This is a genomic window from Thauera sp. WH-2 (genome assembly GCF_048321015.1).
In the GTDB taxonomy this organism is placed as follows: Bacteria; Pseudomonadota; Gammaproteobacteria; order Burkholderiales; family Rhodocyclaceae; genus Thauera.
On record NZ_JBLWFG010000003.1, the window covers coordinates 226,625 to 251,546 of the forward strand.

General features: G+C 64.1%; 25 protein-coding genes and 2 pseudogenes. 23 read left to right on the forward strand and 4 right to left on the reverse strand.

All coding sequences use genetic code 11. The features are described 5' to 3' along the window. Position 1: 1 nt before the first annotated feature. The 6 genes from ACNKW1_RS07575 to ACNKW1_RS07600 all read left to right on the forward strand — a co-directional run bounded on the left by ACNKW1_RS07575 (position 2) and on the right by ACNKW1_RS07600 (position 7,526). The gene (locus ACNKW1_RS07575) at positions 2–3,241 is read left to right on the forward strand and encodes an efflux RND transporter permease subunit (protein ID WP_418363988.1); all 3,240 of its coding nucleotides are present in this window, start codon (positions 2–4) and stop codon (positions 3,239–3,241) included. A 243-nt stretch (positions 3,242–3,484) separates the two neighbouring features. Then, complete coding sequence (locus tag ACNKW1_RS07580; RefSeq protein WP_141020262.1) at positions 3,485–3,733, forward strand: DUF2933 domain-containing protein; 249 nt, start codon at positions 3,485–3,487, stop codon at positions 3,731–3,733. A gap of 1 nt (position 3,734) precedes the next feature. Next, positions 3,735–4,133: a c-type cytochrome gene (locus tag ACNKW1_RS07585; protein WP_418363989.1), complete on the forward strand. Its 399-nt coding sequence runs from the start codon at positions 3,735–3,737 to the stop codon at positions 4,131–4,133. A gap of 24 nt (positions 4,134–4,157) precedes the next feature. Further along, entirely contained in the window at positions 4,158–6,506 is a 2,349-nt protein-coding gene (locus tag ACNKW1_RS07590; RefSeq protein WP_418363990.1) for a heavy metal translocating P-type ATPase, read from the forward strand. Positions 6,507–6,624: 118 nt separating this feature from the next. Continuing rightward, entirely contained in the window at positions 6,625–6,879 is a 255-nt protein-coding gene (locus ACNKW1_RS07595; protein WP_418363991.1) for a DUF2933 domain-containing protein, read from the forward strand. A 17-nt stretch (positions 6,880–6,896) separates the two neighbouring features. Beyond that, entirely contained in the window at positions 6,897–7,526 is a 630-nt protein-coding gene (locus ACNKW1_RS07600) for a methyltransferase family protein (RefSeq protein ID WP_277833335.1), read from the forward strand. A 223-nt stretch (positions 7,527–7,749) separates the two neighbouring features. Here the strand turns inward: ACNKW1_RS07600 and copK are convergent, their stop codons facing one another. Together copK and ACNKW1_RS07610 are read right to left on the reverse strand one after the other, a co-directional pair. Then, the gene (gene copK, locus ACNKW1_RS07605) at positions 7,750–8,028 is read right to left on the reverse strand and encodes a periplasmic Cu(I)/Cu(II)-binding protein CopK (protein ID WP_002943396.1); all 279 of its coding nucleotides are present in this window, start codon (positions 8,026–8,028) and stop codon (positions 7,750–7,752) included. A gap of 112 nt (positions 8,029–8,140) precedes the next feature. Beyond that, entirely contained in the window at positions 8,141–8,536 is a 396-nt protein-coding gene (locus tag ACNKW1_RS07610; protein ID WP_418363992.1) for a CzcE family metal-binding protein, read from the reverse strand. Between the two features lie 568 nt (positions 8,537–9,104). Here ACNKW1_RS07610 and ACNKW1_RS07615 point away from each other — a divergent pair. The 4 genes and pseudogenes from ACNKW1_RS07615 to ACNKW1_RS07630 all read left to right on the forward strand — a co-directional run. Beyond that, positions 9,105–9,515: a hypothetical protein gene (locus ACNKW1_RS07615; RefSeq protein WP_043742015.1), complete on the forward strand. Its 411-nt coding sequence runs from the start codon at positions 9,105–9,107 to the stop codon at positions 9,513–9,515. Positions 9,516–9,578: 63 nt separating this feature from the next. Next, the gene (locus ACNKW1_RS07620) at positions 9,579–10,313 is read left to right on the forward strand and encodes a HupE/UreJ family protein (RefSeq protein WP_418363993.1); all 735 of its coding nucleotides are present in this window, start codon (positions 9,579–9,581) and stop codon (positions 10,311–10,313) included. A 20-nt stretch (positions 10,314–10,333) separates the two neighbouring features. Next, positions 10,334–11,020, forward strand: coding sequence for a hypothetical protein (locus tag ACNKW1_RS07625; protein ID WP_043742012.1), 687 nt, complete (start codon positions 10,334–10,336; stop codon positions 11,018–11,020). A 71-nt stretch (positions 11,021–11,091) separates the two neighbouring features. Next, a pseudogene (locus tag ACNKW1_RS07630) lies at positions 11,092–11,925 on the forward strand (DMT family transporter); the annotation flags it as partial. Positions 11,926–11,985: 60 nt separating this feature from the next. Here the strand turns inward: ACNKW1_RS07630 and merR are convergent. Continuing rightward, entirely contained in the window at positions 11,986–12,441 is a 456-nt protein-coding gene (gene merR, locus ACNKW1_RS07635) for an Hg(II)-responsive transcriptional regulator (RefSeq protein WP_008063290.1), read from the reverse strand. A gap of 72 nt (positions 12,442–12,513) precedes the next feature. Between merR and merT the strand changes: the two genes are divergently transcribed. The 7 genes and pseudogenes from merT to ACNKW1_RS07670 all read left to right on the forward strand — a co-directional run. Next, positions 12,514–12,864, forward strand: a complete 351-nt coding sequence (gene merT / locus ACNKW1_RS07640; RefSeq protein WP_008063289.1) for a mercuric ion transporter MerT — start codon at positions 12,514–12,516, stop codon at positions 12,862–12,864. Between the two features lie 13 nt (positions 12,865–12,877). Further along, positions 12,878–13,153 (forward strand): mercury resistance system periplasmic binding protein MerP, encoded by a 276-nt coding sequence (gene merP / locus ACNKW1_RS07645; protein ID WP_008063288.1) that lies wholly within the window; start codon positions 12,878–12,880, stop codon positions 13,151–13,153. Positions 13,154–13,171: 18 nt separating this feature from the next. Continuing rightward, a complete protein-coding gene (gene merF / locus ACNKW1_RS07650; RefSeq protein WP_008063286.1) occupies positions 13,172–13,408 on the forward strand; it encodes a mercury resistance system transport protein MerF in 237 nt (78 codons plus the stop codon). Position 13,409: 1 nt separating this feature from the next. Next, positions 13,410–15,101, forward strand: a complete 1,692-nt coding sequence (merA, locus tag ACNKW1_RS07655; protein ID WP_008063285.1) for a mercury(II) reductase — start codon at positions 13,410–13,412, stop codon at positions 15,099–15,101. Between the two features lie 17 nt (positions 15,102–15,118). Next, on the forward strand, positions 15,119–15,475 hold the full coding sequence (merD, locus tag ACNKW1_RS07660; RefSeq protein ID WP_008063284.1) for a mercury resistance co-regulator MerD: 357 nt from the start codon (positions 15,119–15,121) through the stop codon (positions 15,473–15,475). Beyond that, the gene (gene merE / locus ACNKW1_RS07665; RefSeq protein ID WP_008063283.1) at positions 15,472–15,708 is read left to right on the forward strand and encodes a broad-spectrum mercury transporter MerE; all 237 of its coding nucleotides are present in this window, start codon (positions 15,472–15,474) and stop codon (positions 15,706–15,708) included. Before merD ends, merE begins: the two co-directional genes overlap by 4 nt. Next, a pseudogene (locus ACNKW1_RS07670) lies at positions 15,705–16,028 on the forward strand (EAL domain-containing protein); the annotation flags it as partial. The gene merE and the pseudogene ACNKW1_RS07670, both read left to right, overlap by 4 nt. A 24-nt stretch (positions 16,029–16,052) precedes the next feature. Here the strand turns inward: ACNKW1_RS07670 and cadR are convergent. Next, on the reverse strand, positions 16,053–16,493 hold the full coding sequence (gene cadR / locus ACNKW1_RS07675) for a Cd(II)/Pb(II)-responsive transcriptional regulator (RefSeq protein WP_008063281.1): 441 nt from the start codon (positions 16,491–16,493) through the stop codon (positions 16,053–16,055). Positions 16,494–16,576: 83 nt separating this feature from the next. On the opposite strand from cadR, the gene ACNKW1_RS07680 reads away from it, so the two are divergent. From ACNKW1_RS07680 to ACNKW1_RS07705, 6 genes are all read left to right on the forward strand, one after another. Further along, positions 16,577–18,982 carry a heavy metal translocating P-type ATPase gene (locus tag ACNKW1_RS07680; RefSeq protein ID WP_008063280.1) on the forward strand — a complete coding sequence of 802 codons (2,406 nt, stop codon included), beginning with the start codon at positions 16,577–16,579 and terminating at the stop codon, positions 18,980–18,982. Beyond that, the gene (lspA, locus tag ACNKW1_RS07685; protein WP_008063278.1) at positions 18,979–20,058 is read left to right on the forward strand and encodes a signal peptidase II; all 1,080 of its coding nucleotides are present in this window, start codon (positions 18,979–18,981) and stop codon (positions 20,056–20,058) included. Before ACNKW1_RS07680 ends, lspA begins: the two co-directional genes overlap by 4 nt. Before the next feature lie 130 nt (positions 20,059–20,188). Next, the gene (locus ACNKW1_RS07690; protein ID WP_008063271.1) at positions 20,189–20,749 is read left to right on the forward strand and encodes a recombinase family protein; all 561 of its coding nucleotides are present in this window, start codon (positions 20,189–20,191) and stop codon (positions 20,747–20,749) included. A gap of 2 nt (positions 20,750–20,751) precedes the next feature. Beyond that, positions 20,752–23,739 carry a Tn3 family transposase gene (locus ACNKW1_RS07695; protein WP_008063270.1) on the forward strand — a complete coding sequence of 996 codons (2,988 nt, stop codon included), beginning with the start codon at positions 20,752–20,754 and terminating at the stop codon, positions 23,737–23,739. A gap of 24 nt (positions 23,740–23,763) precedes the next feature. Further along, positions 23,764–24,099, forward strand: coding sequence for a YnfA family protein (locus ACNKW1_RS07700; protein ID WP_349255540.1), 336 nt, complete (start codon positions 23,764–23,766; stop codon positions 24,097–24,099). A 427-nt stretch (positions 24,100–24,526) separates the two neighbouring features. Further along, the gene (locus tag ACNKW1_RS07705) at positions 24,527–24,889 is read left to right on the forward strand and encodes a bleomycin resistance protein (RefSeq protein ID WP_418363994.1); all 363 of its coding nucleotides are present in this window, start codon (positions 24,527–24,529) and stop codon (positions 24,887–24,889) included. The last annotated feature ends 33 nt before the right edge of the window (positions 24,890–24,922 follow it).

The following is a 24,922-nucleotide window of genomic DNA, read 5'->3' on the forward strand; positions in this document are numbered from 1 at the left end:
GATGCATGCCCCTGTGACAGACTCTTCGAACGTCGTGCCAACCGACGCGGCAGCCAGACCGGCAGCACCCGGCCTGCTCGACCGCGTCATCGACTGGTCGGCACGCAACGTCTTCCTCGTCCTGCTGGCCACGCTGTTCCTGATTGGCGGTGGCCTCTACGCGGTCAAGCACACGCCGCTCGACGCGCTGCCCGACCTCTCGGACGTGCAGGTCATCGTCTACACCGACTACCCCGGCCAGGCGCCGCAGGTGGTCGAGGACCAGGTCACCTATCCGCTCACCACCTCGATGCTGGCGGTGCCGCGCGCCAAGGTGGTGCGCGGCTTCTCGATGTTCGGCGCGTCCTATGTGTATGTGATCTTCGAGGACGGCACCGACATCTACTGGGCGCGTTCGCGCGTGCTCGAATATCTGAGCACCGCCGCCAGCCGCCTGCCGCAGGGCGTGGCGCCGCAGATCGGGCCGGACGCGACCGGCGTGGGCTGGGTCTACCAATATGCCGTGCTCGGCAAGGACATGAGCCTGGCCGACACGCGCAGCCTGCAGGACTGGTACGTGCGCTACCAGCTCACCAAGGCGCAGGGCGTGTCGGAAGTCGCCAGCATCGGTGGCTTCGTGCGCGAGTACCAGGTCACCGTCGATCCGCTGCGCCTGGCCGGCTACGGCATCACGCTCGACCAGGTCACGCAAGCCATCCGCGCCTCCAACCGCGACGTCGGCGGCCGCGTGCTGGAACTCGCCGAGAAGGAGTACATGGTGCGCGGGCGCGGCTACCTGCGCAGCGTGGATGACATCTCCGACATCGTGTTGAAGGCCGAGCGCGGCACGCCGGTGCGGGTGGGCGACGTCGCCCGCGTCGAACTGGTGCCGGCCGAGCGGCGCGGCATCGCCGAGTTGAACGGCGAGGGCGAGGTCGCCTCCGGCATCGTCATGGCGCGCTTCGGCCAGAACGCGCTCGACGTGATCGCCAACGTCAAGGCCAAGATCGCCGAGATCGCCCCCGGCCTGCCGACGGGCGCGGAGATCGTGCCGGTCTATGACCGCTCGGAACTGATCGAGCGCGCCATCGGCAACCTCAAATGGACGCTGCTCGAGGAGAGCCTGATCGTCGCCGCCGTGTGCATCGTCTTTCTGCTCCATGTGCGCAGCGCGCTGGTGGCGATCATTACGCTGCCACTGGGCATCCTGTTCGCCTTCATCGCCATGCGTTCGCTCGGCCTCGGCTCCAACATCATGAGCCTGGGCGGCATCGCGATTGCGATCGGGGCGATGGTCGATGCCGCGATCGTGATGATCGAGAACGCGCACAAGCACATCGAGCGCCTGCCCGAGGGCGCCACCCAGCCGCAGCGCGCAGCGGCGATCGTGCTCGCCTGCAAGGAGGTGGGGCCGGCGCTGTTCTTCTCGCTGCTGATCATCACCGTGTCCTTCCTGCCGGTGTTCGCGCTCGAAGGCCAGGAGGGGCGGCTGTTCTCGCCGCTCGCCTTCACCAAAACCTTCGCCATGGCCGGCGCCGCGCTGCTGTCGGTGACCCTGGTGCCGGTGCTGATGCTGTTCTTCGTGCGCGGGCGTATCCTGCCCGAGGCGAAGAACCCGGTGAACCGGCTGCTGATCTGGTTGTACCGGCCGATCATCAAGGGCGTGCTGCGCTTCAAGGTCCTCACGCTCGTGCTCGCCGTGCTGGCGATGGCCGCCACCCTCGTGCCCGCGCGCCAGATCGGCTCGGAGTTCATGCCGACCCTCAACGAGGGCACGCTGTTCTACATGCCGGCGGCGCTGCCCGGCATGTCGGTCACCGAGGCCGGGCGCCTGCTCGCCACCACCAACCGCATCATCAAGACCTTCCCCGAGGTCGAATCGGTGTACGGCAAGGCCGGCCGCGCCAACACCGCGACCGACCCGGCGCCGCTCGAGATGTTCGAGACCGTCATCAACCTCAAGCCCCAGGACCAGTGGCGCCCGGGCATGACCACCGACAAGCTCATTGCCGAGATGGACGCCGCACTCAAGTTCCCCGGCCTGGCCAACTCGTGGACCATGCCGATCAAGGCCCGCATCGACATGCTCAGCACCGGCATCCGCACCCCGGTGGGGGTCAAGGTGTTCGGCACGGACCTGGAGACGCTGGAGAAGGTGGCGCAGGCGGTGGAGGCAGCGGTGCGCAAGGTGCCGGGCGCGAGCAGCGCCTACGCCGAGCGCGTGGCCGGCGGCTACTACGTGGACATCGTGCCGCGCCGCGACCAGCTCGCGCGCTACGGGCTCACCATCGACATGGTGCAGGACGTGATCGCCACCGCACTCGGCGGCGAGATGGTGACGACCACGGTCGAAGGCCTGGAGCGCTACGGCGTGTCGGTGCGTTACGCGCGCGGCCTGCGCGACGACCCGGCGCGGCTCGCGTCCGACGTCTATGTGCCGACCATGAACGGCCCGATCCCGCTCGGCCAGGTGGCCGAGGTCAAGCTGACGCGCGGCGCGCCCGGCATCCGCACCGAGAACGCGCTGCTTGCGGCCTATGTGTATGTCGACACCCGCGAGCCCGACCTCGGCGCCTTCGTCAAGCGCGCGCAGCAGGCGGTGGCCGAAGAGGTCGAATTCCCGCAGGGCTACTACGCGACCTGGAGCGGCCAGTTCGAGAACATGGAGCGCGCCAAGGAGAAGATGAAGATCGTGGTGCCGGTGACGCTCGCACTCATCTTCGTACTGCTGTACCTCAACTTCCGGCGGCTCACCGAGACGCTGATCGTGATGCTGTCGGTGCCTTTCGCGCTGGTGGGCGGGGTGTGGCTGATGTGGTGGCTGGGCTACCAGATGAGCGTGGCGGTGGCGGTGGGCTTCATCGCCCTCGCCGGGGTGGCGGCGGAGACGGGCGTGATCATGCTGATCTACCTCGACCATGCGTGGAAGGCCGTTTGCGAGCGCAGGCAGGCCGAAGGCCGCGAGGCGGGTGTCGCCGATCTCTACGAGGCGATCATGGAAGGCGCGGTGGAGCGCGTGCGGCCGAAGATGATGACCGTGGTCGCGATCATGGCCGGCCTGTTGCCGATCATGTGGAGCACCGGTACCGGCGCCGAGGTCATGAGCCGCATTGCCGCGCCGATGGTGGGCGGCATGGTGTCCTCGACGGTACTAACGCTGGCGGTGATTCCGGCGCTGTATGCGCTGGTCAAGCAGTGGGAGTTGCGCCGCAGCGCCAAGACAGCACCCGCGCAGGCGCTGGTCACGGTGTCGAATTTGTAATGCACCGGTCAGCGGCGCGACAGCATCGGGGGCGTAGGCTTGTTTCCAGGGCCCCGTTCCCGAGGCCGCCGCTGAACGTGACGAGGAGCATTGCGATGCTTGCCTGGCTGAAATCCCTCTGGCAATCCTTCAAGAATTGGTGTCGCGAGAACGAGCGAGCCCACCGGGATGCCCCGCTCTCGCCGTGCTGCTCGAAGCCGCCCGCAGCCGTTCACCGTTCGCCGACCCGCAAGGTATGAAGCCATGAACACGAAGCCTGCTCATGATCCTGGACACCCTCGATCTGTCGCCTGGTATCGCTCCCCCGGCGTCATCGCTGGCCTGATGCTGGCGGCGATCGCACTGTTCTTCCTGCTGCGCGAACACTGGGCGCATGTGTCGGGCAACTGGGTGTATCTGATCCTGTTGCTGTGTCCCCTGATGCACTTGTTTGGCCATGGCGGACATCACGGCGGGCACCACAGTAACGACACCGACTCGGAGAAGCGCTGAGATGCCGATGACAGAGGCGTGCCTAGGCCGTGGCGTCGTCATTGCGGCGCTTTCGGGCGTCTTGATTTCGAGCGCAGCGGCGCAAGGCTGGAAGATCCCGCAGCCCTCTCCGGGGCTGATGCCCAATCCGGCGCAAGGAAAGGGACTCTACGCACAGCACTGTGCCGCTTGCCATGGGACCGACCTCAAGGGCTCGGACAAGGGGCCGCCCATGCTCCATAAGGTCTACGAACCCAGTCATCACGCCGATATCGCCTTTCAGTTGGCGGTAGCGAACGGTGTGCGCGCCCACCACTGGCAGTTCGGCGACATGGCACCTGTTCCCGAACTGACGCCGGACGACGTCGCGCACATCACGGCATTCGTGCGCGGTGAACAGCGCAAGATGGGCATTCGATAACAATAATCGACGGGGAGAAGTCTCATGACCCACGAACATTCGCAGGGCGGCCATTCCGGCCACACGCATCGCCACGAACATGCCTCGACAGGTGAGCACACCGATCCGGTCTGCGGCATGACCGTGAAGCCCGATTCTCCGTATCGGGCGATTCACGCCGGGCACGAATACCGGTTTTGCAGTGCGAAGTGCCAAGGCAAGTTCGAGACCGATCCGGCGCGGTATCTGGCACCGAAGGCAAGACAGGCTTCGGCCGAGAGCGCTCCGGCGCCCGGTACCGAATACACCTGCCCGATGCATCCCGAGATTCGCCAGATCGGACCGGGCACCTGCCCGAAATGCGGCATGGCGCTCGAGCCGGTGATGCCGGGGCTCGAGGACGACGACAATCCCGAACTCGCCGACTTCCGCCGCCGCTTCTGGTGGACGCTGCCGTTGACGGTGATCGTGACGGTGATCGCCATGTCCGGCGGTTTCTTCGATCCGATGTTGGGGGCCGCACGCCCCTGGGTCGAGCTGGCCCTGGCGACACCGGTCGTGCTGTGGTCAGGCTGGCCGTTCTTCGTGCGCTGCGCACAGTCGATCGGCAACCGCAGCCCGAACATGTGGACGCTGATTGGACTGGGGGTTGGCGCCGCCTATGTGTACAGCGTCGTCGCCACTGTTGCGCCGGGGGTATTTCCGGCCTCGTTTCGCATGGGCGAACACGTCGCGGTGTATTTCGAAGCGGCAGCGGTGATCATCTCGCTAACGCTGCTAGGCCAGGTGCTGGAGTTGAAGGCACGCTCGGAGACCGGCGCCGCGATCAAGGCGCTGCTCGGGCTTGCCCCCAAGACCGCGCGGCGCATTCGCGCGGATGGCACGGAAGAGGATATCCCGCTGACGCACGTCCATCCCGGCGACCGGTTGCGCATTCGTCCGGGCGAAAAGGTGCCCGTCGATGGTTCCGTTGCCGAAGGCGAAAGCGCGGTCGATGAATCGATGCTGACCGGCGAACCGATCCCGGTGACCAAACGCCCCGGGGACAAGGTGATTGGCGCCACGCTCAACACCAGTGGAGCGCTGGTCATGGTCGCCGAGAAGATCGGCGCACAGACCATGCTGTCGCAGATCGTGCAGATGGTCGCGCAGGCCCAGCGCTCGCGCGCGCCGATGCAACGCCTGGCCGATGTCGTCGCGGGCTGGTTCGTCATCGTCGTCGTGCTCATCGCCCTCACCACGTTCGTCGTTTGGGGACTCTTTGGGCCCCAGCCGAGCTGGGCCTACGGCCTCATCAACGCGGTGGCGGTGCTGATCATCGCCTGCCCCTGCGCACTGGGCCTGGCCACGCCGATGTCGGTGATGGTCGCGACCGGCAAGGCCGCCACCCAGGGCGTGCTGTTCCGCGATGCGGCGGCGATCGAGTCGCTGCGCAAGGTCGACACCCTGATCGTCGACAAGACCGGCACCCTGACCGAAGGACGCCCTGCCTTCCATAGTGTGGTGGCCGCGCCGGGCGGGACGGAGGCCGACGTGCTTCGCATCGCAGCCAGCCTCGATCAGGGCAGCGAGCACCCACTCGCCCACGCCATCGTGACCGAGGCCCGCGCGCGTGGTCTCTCGCTCAGCACACCGGACACCTTCGAGTCCTCGTCCGGCATCGGCGTGCGCGGCACGGTCGATGGCCAACGTGTGGTTCTGGGGAACACCGCCCTGATGGACGATGAGCGCATCGATTGGCGCGGGCTCGCGGAACGCGCCGAGGCTCTGCGCCTTGAGGGCGCAAGCGTGATGTACCTCGCCGCAGAGGGCGTGCTCGTCGGCCTCATCGCCGTTGCAGATCCGATCAAGGCTTCGACCCCGGAAGCGCTCGATGCGCTGCGGGCGAGCGGGCTCAGGATCATCATGGCCACGGGCGATGGGCTCACCACGGCGCGTGCGGTCGGTGCCCGCCTGGGCATCGACGAGGTCTATGGCGAAGTGAAGCCCGCCGACAAGAATGAGCTCGTCGGCAAACTGCAGGCCGAGGGGCACATCGTCGCCATGGCCGGCGACGGCATCAACGACGCGCCGGCGCTCGCGCGCGCGAATGTGGGTATCGCGATGGGCACGGGGACCGACGTCGCGATGAACAGTGCCCATCTGACTTTGGTCAAGGGTGATCTCCGGGGCATCGCCACCGCACGCAGCATCTCCGTCGCCACCGTGCGCAACATGCACCAGAACCTCGTGTTCGCCTTCCTGTACAACGCAGCGGGTGTGCCGATCGCAGCCGGGGTGCTCTATCCAGCGTTCGGGCTGCTTCTTTCACCGCTGATTGCGGCCCTGGCGATGAGCTTGAGTTCCGTGTCGGTGGTCGGTAACGCGTTGCGCCTCGGACGGAAAAGGATCTGATCGACCTCAATCCGCCCGCACGGAAAGCTGGGCAGACGAACCGCGTCTCGCGTTGTCTCGTTCGTTGGAAGCCATCCCGACCCCGGCATGTCGATGTTTGCTCACAAGGAGCTGTCTCATGAAAGCCGAGACTGAAGTCGAGCCCCGTCCATCCGGTCGGGCTGCATCAAACCTAAGGGTTCGCCGTGTTTTTCTGGTCTTCGTCGGGCTGGCGGCCGTTCTCCTCATCGTCGAGCATCGGCTCCATGTGCTCGGCTACCTACCGTGGCTCATCTTGCTTGCGTGCCCCCTGATGCACGTCTTCATGCATGGCGGTCACGGCCACAAGGGAAAACACACGCCGACTGAAGACCAAGGTAACCATGATGCGTAATGCCACGGGAGATCGAGATGAATGAGACGTCGAGTTACGGCTTGTGGTCACTGGTTATCATCAACTCGCTGTTCTTCATCGCCTTCGCATTCAGCTTCACGCGTCCCCGCACAAGCCAGGACTGGCGATCCTTGGGCGCTTACTCGGCCTTCATCCTCGCGCTCTTCACCGAGATGTACGGCTTTCCGTTGACGATCTACCTGCTCTCGGGGTGGCTGTCTTCGAAATTTCCGGGAATCGATTTTTTTGCCCACGACTCGGGCCACCTCTTGGAGGTGATGTTCGGATGGAGCAGTAACCCGCACTTCGGCCCGTTTCACCTCTTGAGCACGGTGTTCATCGTCGGTGGCTTCTGGCTCCTGGCAAAGGCCTGGCCCGTACTCCTCGAGGCTCAGCGCACCCGCCGCGTCGCCGACAGTGGCCCGTACGCACGCATTCGACACCCGCAATACGTCGCTTTCGTTCTGGTCATGTTCGGCTTTTTGCTGCAATGGCCGACCTTGATCACGCTGATCATGTTCCCGGTTCTGTTGATCGTGTACGCCAGGCTCGCCCGCCGGGAAGAACTCGATGCGATCGAGGCATTCGGTGATGCCTATCGCTCATACCGCGACCGCACGCCGGCGTTCATTCCTCGCCTGCGGTAGTTCGATGGACCGTTTGGTGCCGAGCGCCGCTTGCGAAGTAGAGGGAGATGCCGCCGCGCAGATTGCTCATTGTCTGCAAGCAAGGCGCCTTTGAGCTTGGGGCTCCACGCATGCGTGCAGGGCAGAGCGAGTTTGATCAATCACACCCGCCGATCCTGAGAAAGGTCGACAGAAAAGCCCCCGGGATCGACACCGGGGGCAAGTTCATCCTGAAACGTGCGAATCAGTTACGGGTGTCGTGGCGAAGGATGCTGTCGAGACGCATGACCTCGTCGCCGTGCATCATGATCTTCTGTCCATCCTTGGTCTCCATCACTTCGCCGTGTTTCATCCTCACCGCACGGCCCATCTTGTCCTCCATGCCCATTTTCCCATCCTTGAAGATGTGGACCGTCGAGCCATCCTTCATGGGGATGGACTTTTCGACCCGCTCGACATCGACCGCGAAGGCCGATGTGGTGGCAATCCCAAGTGCCGCGACCATCAGTGCTTTCTTCAACATGCTCGTCTCCTTGAATCAACTACAAATAATTGCTGAACATTGCATCAGGCCTCTTCCATAGAAGATTGCCCGATGCCTTACCCGCCTTGGTTCCTGGGGAAGCTTGGTGCTATCAGGAGCCGCTGCGGTAAAGGGGGCTTTCTTCGAGATAGACAGTCACCTTGTCGCCCCCTTGGACCACCTTCGAAAGCGGAAAGCTGTTTGTGCCGAGGGTGTCGAAGGTCCAGTTGATCGTCTTGTCACCGACCTTCAGGGCAACCGTCTCGAGCCGCGTGACGTTGATGTAGCGCGTGTCCGCATTGACGATCACGGTGCGGGAGGGCGTGGCGTTGCTCGCGTAGCCATATGTGGCCAGCTCTCGCTCAGTCGGGCTCGAAGCGCGTGCCTGGACATGCTCGAGCCAGTGCACCGCACCGCCCTCGGAATAGTCCTCGTGTGCGAACGCAGCGGAAGATCCAAGGGTGCTGATGGCCGAGACGGCGAGAACGGCGATGATCGACTTTTTCATGGTGGCTCCTTGTCCAGTTGTCCAGATTGGCTGCTCATGTTTGAGCAACCATGGACTCGATCATAGGAGCCAGCGACTGACAGGGCAGTGACCCTACAATTACATTTAAGTCATAAGAATGAAAGGGTACGGTCAGGGTTGGCGGGCTGGGTTTCGTCAGCCCAAGGCCTTGACCGAACGGCAGACGCGCATTCAGCCGGTTGATGACTTGGGCAGGCTCACGAAACGGGCGAGATAGCTCAAAACCAACCTTCCCAAGCTGATGAGTGTTGTTTGATGTTTGAACGACAACGTTCTGTTCTAGCTATTAGAAAGCTCTGCGGCGACCTCGCAAACCGCATCAGCATCGGGATAACGGCCATCCGAGCCACACTCCCGCCTGCTGCTCTCCTTGCCTCGCCCCCAACCTTGGTGCGGCAACGGAGTTGCGTCCACGCGTGGGAGGGGCAATTCTCGCCACGGCCCTGACGTATCCAATCGTTGGGAATTTCCCGCAACAAGCCGGACTCCTGTATAAAACGGCCGACGGATCGCCGAAGGCGCCCAGCCCTCGCGAAACCGACCCGACATGACCGTGTTTGCCTCCTCGTCCGTCTTCTCGCGAAAGATCGCCCGCATGCTGGTGAGGGGGGTGATCGGGCTGCTGATGCTGTCGCATGCGCTGTTCGCGTTCTCGAGCGCGATCTCGCTGTCTCACGACCCCTTGCGTGCAAGCACGCACGCGCAGGCGTTTGCCGATGCAGACACAGGTCAGGACGATCATGGACATCGCCATGATGACTTCGAGGACGAGGGCGGCCCCCACCAACACGGGCACAACCCGGCCGATCACAGTCACGACAAGCCGAATGTGCCGCCCACGCACGCGATGGGTATCCCACCGTTGTCCGATCAGTGGCTCGCCGACGAGCGTCGACCCGCCTATCCCGCGCCCTGCGCCCTGCTCGAGCGCCCGCCAAAACGTCTCCTGATCGTTTGACCTGTCGAGTTCCGCGCGCGTGAAGCGCCGGACTCACCCAGCAAACTTCATCGGAAGACTCTCATGACGCATTCCTTCCCCAGCCGGGGGCGGGCAGCCGTGCTGCCACGCTCCGGGCCGCTGCTGCATGCTTTCACAGGCGTACTGCTCTACCTGCTCCTGACCGCTTTCGCGCACGCTCATGGCGTGGCCGAGGGCGACAAGGGCTACATCCAGGAGGTCTCGGGCACGCACCTGCTGCCCTTCACCTACCTTGGCGCCAAGCACATGGTCACCGGTTACGACCATCTGCTGTTCCTCGCCGGGGTGATCTTCTTCCTCTACAAGCTCAAGGACATCGCGCTCTACGTCAGCCTGTTCGCGATCGGGCACTCGGTCACCATGCTGTACGGCGTCTACGCCGGGGTGAACGTCAATGCCTACCTGATCGACGCGATCATCGGCCTGTCGGTCGTCTACAAGGCGCTCGACAACCTCGGCGCCTTCCAGCGCTGGTTCGGCGTGCAGCCGAACACCAAAGTGGCGACCCTGGTCTTCGGCCTGTTCCACGGCTTCGGCCTGGCGGCCAAGATCCAGGAGTTCGAGATCGCCCGCGATGGCCTATTGCCCAACCTGCTGGCGTTCAACGTCGGGGTGGAGATCGGCCAGTTGCTCGCGCTCGGCGCAATCCTGATCGCGATGGGCTTCTGGCGTCGTACCGCCGGCTTCTTCCAGCACGCCTATACCGCCAACGTCGCCATGATGTGCGCCGGGTTCATGCTGATCGGCTATCAGCTCACCGGCCTGTTCGTATCCTGAGATTCCTGGAGTCATCCACCATGTACAACACCGACCTTCCCAAACGCGCCGACCTGCCGACCACCGGCAAGCTGCTGCGCTCGACCGCCCTCGCTGCCCTGATCGCCGGCGGACTGCTCGTCACCACCGTACTGCCCGCCGAGTACGGCATCGACCCCACGGGCATCGGCCGCGCACTCGGTCTGACACCGATGGGCGAAATCAAGATGTCGCTGGCGGCTGAGGCCCGCGCAGAAGAGCGCGTTGCTACGGAAACGGCGCCCGCACAGCCCGTAGCCGTCGCCCCTACGGTTCGTGCCGAAGCGGCGCCTGTCCCGGCACCGGCGCCCGTCGCGGTCGCCGCACTGCCGCCCGCAGCGGTCGCGCCCGAGCCTGTCGCCGGACGACAAGACACGGTGACCGTGACGCTCAAACCCGGTCAGGGCGCCGAGGTCAAACTGACGATGAACAAGGACAGCCGTGTCCGCTATGAGTGGGCGAGCGCCGGTGGCCCGGTGAACTTCGACACCCATGGCGACCCCTACGACGCGCCGAAAAACTTCTATCACGGCTACGGCAAGGGGCGTAACGAGCTCGGCAACCAGGGCGACCTGGTTGCCGCGTTCGATGGCAAGCACGGCTGGTTCTGGCGGAACCGCTCCGGCTTCGACGTCACGGTCACGCTCAAGACCCAAGGCGATTACACCAAAATCGAGCGCGTGCTGTAAGCGCAGCGCCCCCATCCCGCCGGGGTGGGGGCGCTTCCGATCATTCTGGCCACACCGGTCTGGCAAGGGCAATGAACAACATCTACGTGATCCATGCGTTGCTCGCGGCGGCCTTGTTCGGCGCGAGCACCCCGTTCGCCAAGCTGCTGGTCGGCGAGATGTCGCCGTGGTTGCTGGCCGGCTTGCTCTACCTTGGAAGCGGGCTCGGGCTGGCTGCGTCGCGTCTGATCCGCGATCGCAGCTGGACGCCCTCCGGCCTGGCCGAGGGGGAATGGCGGTGGCTGCTGGGGGCGATCTTCTTCGGCGGCGTGCTCGGCCCCCTCGCGCTGATGTTCGGTCTCACGCGCACAAGTGCCGCGACCGCGTCGCTGCTGCTCAACCTTGAAGCGGTACTGACCGCCGCAATTGCGTGGGTCGTGTTCAGGGAGAACACCGACCGCCGCATCGTGCTCGGCATGCTCGCGATCGTGGCCGGAGGTATCGTGCTGTCCTGGTCGGGTGGTGAAGAGGGCGCGAACGATTGGATCGGTCCGCTAGCCATCGCCGCTGGCTGTCTGTGCTGGGCAATCGACAACAACCTGACGCGGCGCGTGTCGGCATCGGATGCGCTCTTCATCGCGGCCACGAAGGGTGCAGTGGCTGGCACGGTCAACGTCGGGCTGGCGTTTGCGCTCGGCGCGAGCCTGCCGGACGGCGCGGTCCTGCTCGGCACCATGGTCGTCGGGTTGTTCGGCTATGGCATCAGCCTGGTCCTCTTCGTGCTTGCGCTGCGCGGACTGGGGACGGCGCGCACCGGCGCCTACTTCTCGACTGCGCCGTTCATCGGCGCGGCAGTGTCGCTGGCCCTGCTGGGGGAGTCGACCTCGATCTCATTCTGGATTGCGGCAGCCCTGATGGGCTGGGGGGTGTGGTTACACCTCACCGAGCATCACGGGGGCAGCTCACGAAACGGAACAAATCGTACGCTAAGGCATAGCTCGCCCAAGCCGGTCCCCTGCCGACGTGGCGAGGCTCGTTTCGCCTTGCAACGACGCAATCAGCGGACACGAAACATTTCCCTGGCGTGCATGGCAGGCGCACACGAGTTGGGACAGCACGACCTCCATGCGCGCCAGGTCGGCCAGCTTGGCGCGCACGTCCTGGAGCTTGTGCTCGGCCAGGCGGCTGGCTTCGTCGCAGTGGGTGCCATCCTCCAGCCGCAGCAGCTCGGCGATCTCATCCAGGCTGAAGCCCAAGCGCTGGGCCGATTTCACGAACTTCACCCGGGCTACATCCGCCTTGCCGTAGCGGCGGATGCTGCCATAGGGCCGCGCCGGTTCGGGCAGCAAGCCCTTGTGCTGATAGAACCGGATCGTCTCCACATTGACCCCGGCCGCCTTACCGAAGGCGCCGATGGTCAGGTTCTTCAGACCGTTCTCCATCCCGCTTGACTCCGTAGTTGACTACGGCAGTAACGTTACAACATCAAGCGAAGACCCAGAAGGAGAAGCTTTATGTCAGAACCCAAGACCGGTCGTGGCGCGCTGGCCACCGGAGGTGTCGCGGCCATCCTCGCCTCGACCTGCTGCCTCGGCCCCCTCGTGTTGGTCGCGCTTGGCTTTTCCGGCGCCTGGATCGGCAACCTGACGGTGCTGGAGCCATACCGCCCGATCTTCATCGGCACGGCGCTGGTGGCGCTGTTCTTTGCTTACCGGCGCATCTTCCACCCGGTGCAAGCCTGCAAGCCGGGGGAGGTCTGCGCAGTTCCACAGGTGCGCGGCAGCTACAAGCTCATTTTCTGGATCGTGGCCGCGCTGGTTCTGGTCGCGCTCGCCTTTCCCTTCGTCGTGCCATTTTTCTACTGATCAGGAGTTCGCCATGAAAAAGCTGTTTGCCTCCCTCGTCCTCGTCGCCGTTGCTGCCCCGGTGTGGGCCGCCACGCAGACTGTCACGCTGTCGGTGCCCGGCATGACTTGCGCCGCCTGCCCGATCACGGTCAAGAAGGCGCTCTCCAAGGTCGAAGGCGTGAGCAAGACTGCGGTGAGCTTCGAGAAGCTCGAGGCCGTCGTCACCTTCGACGATGCCAAGACCAGCGTGCAGGCCCTGACCAAGGCCACCGCCGATGCCGGCTATCCGTCCGAGCTCAAGAGGTGATCCCTGGATAACCGGACCTTGCTCAAGACCGGCATCACCGGTTCGGTGATCGCCGCCATATGCTGCGCGACCCCCGTGCTCGTGATTGCGCTCGGCGTCCTGGGTCTGTCCGCCTGGGTCGGGTGGCTCGATTACGTGCTGATCCCGGCCCTCGTCGTTTTTGTCGGCATCACGATCTACGCGCTGCGTCGCCGGCGGGCGGAAGCCGCTTGCTGCGCTGTTGGAGTCGGAGAAAACCAGAAGAAGGGGATATGAAATGAATAGCCGTGTTCTGCATGTTACCGGGATGACTTGCGATTCCTGCGCAAACCACGTCGAGAAGGCGCTTCTCACCGTGCCCGGTGTTCATAAGGCGGAGGTGTCCTACCCTGACGCCTTGGCCCGTGTGAGCGGGGAGCCGGCGCTTGATCCGACGATGCTCGTCTCGGCAGTCGCAGCAGCTGGCTACCGGGCCGCGCTCGCCGATGCGCCGCCCGCCGCGATGGGAAGCGGGTTGCTCGGCAAGATGCGCGAGTGGCTGGGCAGTGGCGACAAGGCGGGCGGCGATGGGGGTGGTTTGCATATCGCTGTCATCGGCAGCGGCGGTGCCGCGATGGCGGCGGCGCTGAAGGCCGTCGAGCAAGGCGCGCGGGTCACGTTGATCGAGCGCGGCACCCTCGGCGGCACCTGTGTCAATGTGGGCTGCGTGCCGTCCAAGATCATGATCCGCGCCGCGCACATTGCCCACCTGCGGCGAGAAAGCCCGTTTGACGGCGGGATCGCCGCGGCACCGCCGGCGATCCTGCGCGAGCGGCTGCTGGCCCAGCAGCAGGCGCGGGTCGATGAGCTGCGCCACGCCAAATACGAAAACATCCTGGACGGCAACACCGCCATTACCATGCTGCGCGGCGAAGCGCGCTTCAGGGACGGCCACCACCTCACGGTGCGCCTGACCGACGGTGGCGAGCGCGAGGTGGCCTTTGACCGCTGCCTGATCGCCACCGGCGCCAGTGCGGCCGTGCCGCCGATCCCCGGACTGAAGGACACGCCCTACTGGACGTCCACCGAGGCGCTGGAAAGCGACACGATCCCGCAGCGGCTCGCCGTCATCGGCTCGTCGGTGGTAGCCGTCGAACTGGCGCAAGCCTTCGCCCGGCTCGGGAGCCGGGTGACGATCCTGGCGCGCAGCACGCTGTTCTTTCGCGAGGACCCGGCGATCGGCGAGGCCGTCACCGCCGCCTTCCGTGCCGAGGGCATCGAGGTGCAGGAGCATACCCAGGCGAGCCACGTCGCTTATGCCGCCGGGGAATTCGTGCTGACCACTGGGCACGGCATCGTTGCCGCCGACAAGCTGCTGGTCGCCACCGGCCGCACACCGAACACACGCGGCCTGAACCTCGAAGCGGCGGGCGTCACGATCAACGCGCAGGGCGCCATCGTCATCGACAAGGGCATGCGCACGAGTAACCCGCACATTTACGCCGCCGGCGACTGCACCGACCAGCCGCAGTTCGTCTATGTGGCGGCCGCGGCGGGCACCCGTGCCGCGATCAACATGACCGGCGGTGACGCGGCGCTGGATCTGAGCGCGATGCCAGCCGTGGTGTTCACCGATCCGCAAGTGGCGACGGTGGGCTACAGCGAGGCGAAAGCGCACCACGACGGCATCGAGACTGACAGCCGTACGCTCACGCTCGACAACGTACCGCGCGCGCTCGCCAACTTCGACACGCGCGGCTTCATCAAGCTGGTCATCGAGGAAGGTAGCGGACGGCTCATCGGTGTACAGGCGGTGGCGCCCGAAGCGGGCGAACTGATCCAGACCGCAGTGCTCGCGATCCGCAATCGCATGACGGTGCAGGAACTGGCCGACCAGTTGTTCCCGTACCTGACGATGGTCGAAGGGTTGAAGCTCGCGGCGCAGACGTTCAACAAGGACGTGAAGCAGCTGTCCTGCTGCGCCGGGTGAGGAACAGGAGGTGGTCGATGAACGCCTACACGGTATCGCGTCTGGCCCATGAGGCCGGTGTGAGCGTACATGTCGTGCGCGATTACAAGGTGCGTGGGCTGCTGCGGCCGGTGGCGCGCACCGCCGGCGGCTACGGGGTGTTCGACGCGGCCGCCTTGCAGCGGCTGTGCTTCGTGCGAGCCGCCCTGGAGGCCGGCATCGGCCTCGACCTGCTGACGCGGCTGTGCCGGGCGCTGGACACCGCAGACGGCGATGAAGCGTCGGCGCATCTTGCCGACCTGTGCCACCTCGTCGAGCGCCGACGCCAAGCGCTGACGAACCTGGAAACGCAGTTGACCGAATTGGCGCACAGCACGTCGGAGATCTCGGCATGAACAGCCCGGAGCGCGTTTCCCCCGAGGCGCGCAAGCCGGTCGCCGGCTACCTGTGGGGCCTGCTCGCCGCGCTGACCTGTCCCTGCCACCTGCCGGTGCTCGCCATCGTTCTTGCCGGCACCACCGCCGGTGCGTTCCTCGGCAAGTATTGGGGCATTGCGGCGTTCGGCCTGACCGGCTTGTTCGTCCTGTCCCTGGCGCGGGCGATGCGGGCGTTCAAGGGAAGATCATGAGCGCTACCGAGCCGGATGGCTGGACGGCGGCGCAACTGGCCCAGGCGGCCGAGCATCGGCAGCTTGAGCTGCACTACCAGCCCATCGTCGATCTGCGCCGCGGCCGAATTGCCAGCGCGGAAGCGCTGCTGCGCTGGCGGCACCCGAGCCTTGGCCTGCTGCCGCCGGGCGCGTTCCTGCCACTGGCCGAATCGTCCGGGCTGATGCCCAAAATCGGCGCGTGGGTGCTGGGTGAAGCCTGCCGTCAGATGCAGCGCTGGCTGGCGTTGAATTGGCGGCCGTTTCGATTGGCCGTTAATGGGGTCGCCTCAGAAAACGGAAAATAAAGCACGCTAAGCCCTTACTTACCCAGATGTTTGACTTTTCGTGGCACTTTCACCATGGCAATTGCAATTGCCCAACCCTTGCAAAATGCCGCACGCCTCTACAGATCGAGAGCCAGAACACTTCTCGCGCAAATCAACCAAGTGCCGCTTTAACTGCAACAGCGCGGACACACGCATTTCCACCTGTTGAATATGGGCCTCCAGCAGCGTGTTGACCTCCCCACAGTCCTGCATCGGGTTGTCTCGCAGACCCAGCAATGCGCGAATCTCGCTCAACGTCATGTCGAGCGAACGGCAATGACGGATGAATTGCAAGCGCTCAATGTGCGCCTCACCGTACAGCCGGAAGTTGCCACCGCTTCGCGCTGGCTTCGGCAGTAGCCCTTCCTTCTCGTAGTAGCGGATGGTCACAACCTCGCATCCAGAGCGCTTGGCGAGGTCGCCAATTCTGATTTCCATGCATCAATCTCCTTTATTTCACTTGACTCTATAGTAACTATAGGGTTTGTAATGGAAGTTGTATAGATTTGAAGGAGTTATTTATGAGCGAATGCGCTTCCACGGCGTGTGGCTGCTCGGCTGGGCCGATCATCCAACCCACGACACAAGCCCCAGCGACAACCGGATCGGCTCAAGCGGTGTATCGCATCGAGAACATGGACTGCCCCACGGAAGAGGCGCTGATCCGAGGCAAGCTGGTCGGGCTGGCGGGGGTGGTTGGTCTTGAGTTCAACCTGATGCAGCGTACTTTGGCCGTTCGGCACGAACTGCCTTCGTTGTTTCCCGTTGAGCAGGCGCTAACCGCCATCGGCATGCAAGCCGTGCGCATGGATCAGGCATCGACCGGGCAAACGACCAAGCTGTCCATTACCAAAATGGATTGCCCGACCGAAGAGACGTTGATCCGCAACAAGCTCGGTACCATGGCCGGAGTTGCCGATCTCGATTTCAACCTGATGCAGCGCACGCTGTCGGTACGCCATGCGGACCAGGTTCTGCCGGACGTGCTCGCGGCACTGCAAGCGCTTGGATTCGAGGCGCAGGTGTTGGACACCGCAGAGGCCGCATCGCCATCCGCATCCCTTGTGACCACGCCGACCAACTGGTGGCCGCTGGGCATCTCCTTTGTAACTGCATCGGCGGCCGAGGCGGTCTACTGGCTCCACAACGGCAATCATTGGTCGGTCGTCGTTCTGGCGCTCGTCGCGGTCTTCACCGGCGGTCTGTCCACCTACAAGAAAGGTTGGATTGCGCTCAAGAACCGTAATCTCAACATGAACGCCCTGATGTCGATTGCCGTCACGGGTGCCATGTTGATCGGGCACTGGCCCGAGGCGGCAATGGTGATGGTGCTTTTCGCGCTGGCCGAGGTGATCGAAGCCAAGTCGCTGGATCGCGCCCGCAATGCCATCCGTGGCCTGCTCGACCTGACCCCGGAACAGGCCACGGTGCAGCAGGCTGACGGCACATGGCGCGAGGTGGGTGCAAAGCAAATTGCCATCGGTAGCCGCGTCCGGGTCAAGCCAGGTGAGCGCATCGCCCTGGATGGTGAGGTGCTGGAAGGCCGCTCTGCCGTCAACCAAGCCCCGATCACGGGTGAAAGCCTTCCGGTCGAGAAATCCCCCGGTGATCCGGTGTTTGCGGGCACGATCAACGAATCCGGTTCATTCGAGTACCGCGTCACCGCCGTGGCCAGCAACTCCACATTGGCCCGCATCATTCACGCGGTAGAGGCTGCCCAAGGAAGCCGTGCGCCGACTCAGCGCTTTGTCGATCAGTTCGCCCGCTGGTACACGCCCATTGTTTTCGGTGTTGCCATCGCCGTCGCGTTGTTGCCACCGCTGTTCATGGGTGCGGCATGGCTCGACTGGATTTACCGTGCATTGGTTCTGCTGGTGGTCGCCTGCCCGTGCGCACTGGTGATCTCTACGCCGGTCAGCATCGTCAGCGGCCTGGCCGCTGCCGCCCGCCACGGCATTCTCATCAAGGGCGGCGTCTATCTGGAAGAAGGCCGCAAGCTGCGCTGGCTGGCTCTGGACAAGACCGGCACGATCACGCACGGCAAGCCCGCACAGACCGATTTTGTCACTTGGGGCAATGCACTCGCCGCAAACAGCCGCAGCATCGCTGCCAGTCTGGCGGCTCGTTCCGACCACCCTGTATCCAAAGCGGTGGCACAAGCCGCGCAGACGGATGGGGTTGCCTTACTCGACGTAGCCGAGTTCAGCGCGCTGCCCGGTCGGGGCGTGCAAGGCCAAATCAACGGTGAGACCTACCATCTTGGCAACCAGCGGATGCTCGAAGCGCTGGGGCAATGCACACCAGAACTGGAACAGCGCATCGCGGCGCTGGAAACCATGGGTAAAACTGTCGTGATGTTGGTCAGCGCAAAAGGGGTTCATGCCTTATTTGCCGTAGCGGACACCATCAAGGAAAGCAGCAGGAGCGCCATTGCCGAGCTTCATGCACTGGGCATCAACACCATGATGCTGACCGGCGACAACCCCCACACGGCACAGGCCATTGCCGCACAAGCCGGGATCGACAGTGCGCAAGGCAATCTGCTCCCAGACGACAAACTGCGCGAAGTTGAGCTACTGGCCATAAAGGGCAAGGTCGGCATGGTCGGTGATGGCATCAACGATGCCCCGGCCTTGGCGCGTGCGGACATCGGCTTTGCCATGGGAGCGGCTGGCACCGATACCGCCATCGAGACCGCTGACGTGGCCCTGATGGACGACAACCTGGGCAAGATTCCGACCTTCGTGCGCCTGTCGCGTGCGACGGCGCAGGTGCTGATGCAAAACATTGTGCTGGCCCTTGGCATCAAGGCAGTATTTCTGGTGCTGACCTTCACGGGTCAAGCGACCATGTGGATGGCGGTGTTTGCTGATATGGGGGCCAGCTTGCTCGTCGTTGGCAATGGCTTGAGGCTGTTGCGCAAATGAGCTGGAAATTCTTTCTCTACGACTGGGGTGGTCTAAACATCGCGTTGTTCCAAGCCATCAACATGAGCACACCTGCAGCGCTGGAACCGCCGGTATCGTTCTTCAACCTTGTGATAGGCAACTACTGGACTGCACCACTGATGCTCTTGGCGATGTGGGGATGGTCAAAGTCGGCACCTGACCCAACGCGGGCCGATGCCATCCGGTACAGACTCAGAGTCTTTAGCGTGGCCTTTGCGTTGGCATTTCTCGTCGCCACCATCTTGAAGCTATGGATCGACTTTCCACGCCCGCCTGCCGTTTTTGGCGACATGGTGCGCGTTATCGGGGGCATCGAACGACACTACAGCCTGCCCAGCGGGCATGCCACCTATGCCGCGCTGGTGGTCGGCGCGCTCTGGCCTTTGATAGGCCGTCGTGGCCGCATCGGCTTGGTGTTGTACGCCGCATTGGTCGGTTGGTCACGCATCGCAGCCGGAATGCACTTTCCTGCCGATGTGCTGGCGGGGTGGGTACTTGGATTGAGCTGCACGGCGCTCGCCGGGTGGCTGATGCCGCTGGCCGCCCCTGTGTGGCAATCGGCTCGCCGCACATCGACTTGGGTCTGGTTCGCAGTGGCCGCCAGTTCTGTCATGACAGATCAGCTCGCAAAGTTCGCCATCACCCGCACGTTTGCCTACGGTGAACAGGTCGAAGTCAGCACCTTCTTCAACATTGTCCATGTCCTGAATCCCGGCGCGGCATTCAGCTTTCTGGCGAACGCTGGCGGCTGGCAACGTTACTTTCTCATGGCGCTGGGTCTGGTCGTTTCTGCTTGGCTGGGCCGCATGCTGTGCCAGCAGCGGCCACGCCTTGAAGCGGTGGGCTACAGCCTGATCCTTGGTGGTGCGCTCGGCAATGTCGTGGATCGTGTGCTGCGTGGATCGGTTGTCGATTTCCTCGACTTCCATTGGCAGCTTGTGCACTGGCCCGCCTTCAACCTCGCTGATGTGGCGATAACTATCGGAGCGCTCTGCCTGTTCTTGACGGTTGTACCGAAAAGCAGTAGAGGCACAGAGGCCGATGTGTCCGGTTAAGCTATACCCTAACATGGCGTCAGACCATCCGGCGCGAAAGCGTCAGAATAGAGTCGCCTTCAGAATTGATTGACACGCACCGTCAAGAGTCATAGATTTCTTCCTGACACATTCCCCTCAGGAGGACCCTTTGCACGGTCAGCGCATCGGCTACGTCCGCGTCAGCAGCTTCGACCAGAACCCGGAACGCCAGCTTGAGCATGTGCCGGTGGACAGGCTGTTCACCGACAAGGCATCGGGCAAGGACACCCAGCGCCCCGAGCTAGAACGGTTGCTCGCCTTCGTGCGCGAGGGCGACACGGTGGTGGTGCACAGCATGGACCGCCTGGCGCGCAACCTCGACGACCTGCGCCGTCTAGTGCAGAAGCTCACCCAGCGCGGCGTGCGCATCGAATTCGTCAAGGAAAGCCTGACCTTCACCGGCGAGGACTCGCCGATGGCGAACCTGATGCTGTCGGTGATGGGCGCGTTCGCCGAGTTCGAGCGCGCCCTTATCCGCGAGCGGCAGCGCGAAGGCATCGCGCTCGCCAAGCAGCGCGGGGCCTACCGGGGCCGCAAGAAGGCGCTGTCGCCGGAGCGGGTGGCCGAGCTGCGCCGGCGGGCCGCCGCCGGCGAGCAGAAAGCCAAGCTCGCCCGCGAATTCGGCATCAGCCGCGAAACCCTGTACCAATACCTGAGAACGGATGACTGACCATGCCGCGCCGCAGCTTGCTGACGCCCGCCGAGCGCACCGGCCTGCTTGCCTTTCCGACCACTGACGACGACCTCATCCGGCATTACACCTTCTCCGAACCCGACCTGTCAGTGATCCGCCAACGGCGCGGCAACCACAACCGGCTCGGTTTCGCGGTGCAGTTGTGCTACCTGCGCTATCCCGGCTTCGCCCTGCCGACCGACGCGGAACCGCCCGCATCCCTGCTGAATATCGTCGGCCGCCAGTTGCGCATCGCGCCGGACATCTGGCCGCAGTACGCGCAGCGGCCGGAAACCCGGCGCGAGCACCTGCTGGAATTGCAGGCGTGGCTGAAGCTGACGCCGTTCGCGGCCGCCGACTACCGGCGCTTCGTCCACCAGCTCGCCGAGCTGGCCCAGCAGACCGACCGGGGTATCGTGCTGGCCGAGGCGCTGGTCGAGCTGCTGCGGCAGCAACGTATCATCCTGCCGGCCATCGATGTCATCGAGCGTGTATGTAGCGAGGCGCTCACGCGCGGTACGCGCCAGGTGTACGCGGCGCTGACCGCGCCGCTGGCCGATCACCATCGCCGTGCGCTCGACGGTCTGCTGGCGATCCGCGAGGGCACCAAGGGCAGCGGGCTAATCTGGCTGCGCCAGCCGCCCGGCCCGCCCAAGCCCAAGCATGTGCTGGCCCACCTGGAGCGGCTGAAGACCCTCCGTGACCTGGCGTTGCCGGATGGGCTGGAGCACACCGTCCACCAAAACCGCCTGCTGAAGCTCGCCCGCGAAGGAGGACAGATGACGGCCCAGCACCTGCGCGACCTGGAGCCGAGCCGCCGCTATGCGACCCTGTCCGCGGTGATCCTCGATACCCGCGCCACCCTGATCGACGAGATCATCGACCTGCACGACCGTTTCATGGGCGCGCTGTTCAGCAAGGCCAAGCGCAACCACGCCGACCGCTTCCAGCAGTCCGGCAAGGCGATCAACGACAAGGTGCGGCTCTACTCGCGCATCGGCCGCGCCCTGCTGGAAGCCAAGCAGTCGGGCGGCGATCCGTTCGCCGCCATCGAGGCCATCATCCCGTGGGAGGTGTTCACCGAGAGCATCACCGAGGCCGAGCTGCTGGCCCAGCCGGAAGGTTTCGACTTCCTCGCGCTGGTCGGCGACGGCTTCAACCAGCTCCGGCGCTACACGCCGGCCCTGCTGGAAGCGCTGACCATGAAGGCCGCGCCGGCGGCACGCGAGCTGCTCGCCGCCGTCGATGTGCTCAAAGGGATGAACGAGCGCCAGGCGCGCAAAGTGCCGGACGATGCGCCCACGTCGTTCGTGCGCAAGCGCTGGGAAAGCCTGGTGCGCAACGAAGACGGGTTGGATCGGCGCTTCTACGAGCTGTGCGTGCTGTCCGAGCTGAAAAACTCGCTGCGCTCCGGCGACATCTGGGTGCAGGGCTCGCGCCAGTTCAAGGACTTCGAGGACTACCTGTTGCCGCCACCGCGTTTCGCCGCGCAGCGCGATCAGCGGGAATTGGGCCTGGCCGTCGAAACCGACTGCGAGCGCTTCCTGGAGGCGCGCCTCACGGTGCTGCAAGAGCAACTGGCGACGGTGGAGCGGCTGGCCGCCGCCAACGAGCTGCCCGACGCCGCCATCACCAGTACCGGCCGGCTCAGGATTTCGCCGCTGGACAACGGCGTGCCCGACGAGGCCGAGGCGCTGATGCAACAGGCGTACAGCCCGCTGCCGCACCTGAAGATCACCGAGCTGCTGCTGGAAGTCGATGGCTGGACGGGGTTCAGCCGCCACTTCAAGCACCTCAAGAGCGACGCGGCGGCCGAAGATCAACACCTGCTGCTGACGACCATCCTGGCCGACGCCATCAACCTGGGGCTCTCCAAGATGGCCGAATCCTGCCCGGGCGTGACCTATGCCAAGCTGACCTGGTTGCAGGCGTGGCACATCCGCGACGAGACCTATTCGGCCGGGCTGGCCGAGCTGGTCAACGCGCAGTTCCGTCAGCCGTTCGCCGCCTATTGGGGCGATGGCACCACGTCGTCGTCGGACGGCCAGAACTTCAAGGCCGGCGGTCGGGGCCACGCCGCCGGCCAGGTGAACCTGAAGTACGGCCAGGAACCGGGCGTGCAGTTCTACACCCACATTTCGGACCAGTACGCGCCGTTCCACACCAAGGTCATCAACGCCACGGTGCGCGACGCCACCCACGTCCTGGACGGACTGCTGTACCACGAATCCGACCTGCGCATCGAGGAGCATTACACCGACACGGCCGGCTTCACCGATCACCTGTTCGCGCTGATGCACCTGCTGGGCTTCCGCTTTGCGCCGCGCATCCGCGACCTGACCGACAAGCGCCTGTACATCCACGGCGACGCCAAGCAGTACCCGACGCTCGCCGGCCTGATCGGCGGCAGCGTCAACGTGAAGCACATTCGCGCCCATTGGGACGAAATCCTGCGCCTGGCCGCCTCGATCAAGCAGGGCACGGTGACGGCCTCGCTGATGCTCAGGAAGCTCGGCAGCTACCCGCGACAGAACGGCTTGGCCGTGGCCTTGCGCGAGCTTGGGCGAATCGAGCGCACGCTGTTCGCGCTCGACTGGATGCAGAACGTCGAGCTGCGCCGCCGCGTGCAGATCGGTTTGAACAAGGGGGAGGCCAAGAACGCGCTGGCCCGCGCCGTGTTCCTGAACCGGCTCGGCGAAATCCGCGACCGCAGTTTCGAGAACCAGCGCTACCGCGCCAGCGGCCTCAACCTGGTGGTGGCGGCGATCGTCCTGTGGAACACCGTCTACCTGGAGCGGGCCATCCAGGGGCTGCGGGACTCGGGCAAGGACATCGACGAGAGACTGCTGCCACATCTCTCGCCGCTGGGCTGGGAGCACATCAACCTGACCGGCGACTACATCTGGCGGCAGAACAAACACGTCGAGCAGGGCAAGTTCCGGCCGCTGCGATTGATCGAGCAGGCACCGCTAGCAACGTCTTCGTAAGGTCTATCAACTGTGGAGCTACTGATCTTGATTCTGAAAACGACCGGACTGTTCATCGCAACAGCGCTTGCCGAGATCGTCGGCTGCTTTCTGCCTTACCTGTGGCTGCGCAAAGGGGGGCCAATGTGGCTGCTGATTCCGGCAGCGATGAGCTTGGCGCTCTTCGTTTGGCTGCTCACGTTACACCCAGCCGCCAGTGGCCGCGTTTACGCCGCCTATGGCGGCGTTTATGTGGCTACCGCGCTGGTTTGGCTTCGGGTCGTGGATGGCGTGAAGCTGTCCGCGCTGGATTGGACGGGGGCTGGAGTCGCGCTACTGGGCATGTCAATCATTGTGCTGGGCTGGCACGACAAGGCATAGCGTACGATTTTTTCCGTTTCGTGAGCTGACCCCATCACGAGCACGAGCACGTGCATGAGCCGATGGAGCATGGCCATCGGCACACCCATGACGAACACCACCAGCACGAACACGACTTCGCCTGGAACAGTGACGAGTCACATGAACATTGGCACCGTCACGAGGCGCTGGTTCACAAGCACCCGCACTTTCCAGACATCCACCATCGGCACTCACATTGATTGAACGAAGCACCAACTTCGCGTCCCCAATATCTCATGCGAGGTGGCGGCTTCACTCGGTTACTTGCCGTTCGAGCCACGAAGTGCCCGACGGCTGGATTGGGTCGAACCCAGCCCTTAACTGGTTAGAGAACCAAAGATCGATCCTATCCAGCAGGTTTATCCGCCCTAGAACATAGCCATGATCCTCACAAGCAAGTCCTAGAATGAGCCAGACGGTCATTCCGCAATTGCGCATTACCAGTGCAACGAGCAGCCTGGCTTTCTACGTCGACGGACTGGGCTTCGCCGTCGATTGGAAGCATCAATTTGGACCGGGCTATCCGTGGTTCTTCCAGCTTACGCGAGAAGGGCAAACGATCTTTCTCACGGAGCACGCGGGCGATTGCCAGGTCGGCGGGGCCGTCTATTTCAAGGTGCCTGACGTAGACCAGCTCGCTGTGTCAATGCGTGAGAAGGGGGTCTCGCGCATCGAAGGGCCAGACAACACGCCGTGGGGCACGAGAGAAATGGTGGTCACGGACCCGGATGGAAACCGCCTGCGCTTCGCAGCCGAGCTTGACGCATGACATCCCGGCCACCCCGGAGCCCTAGCACCGTCG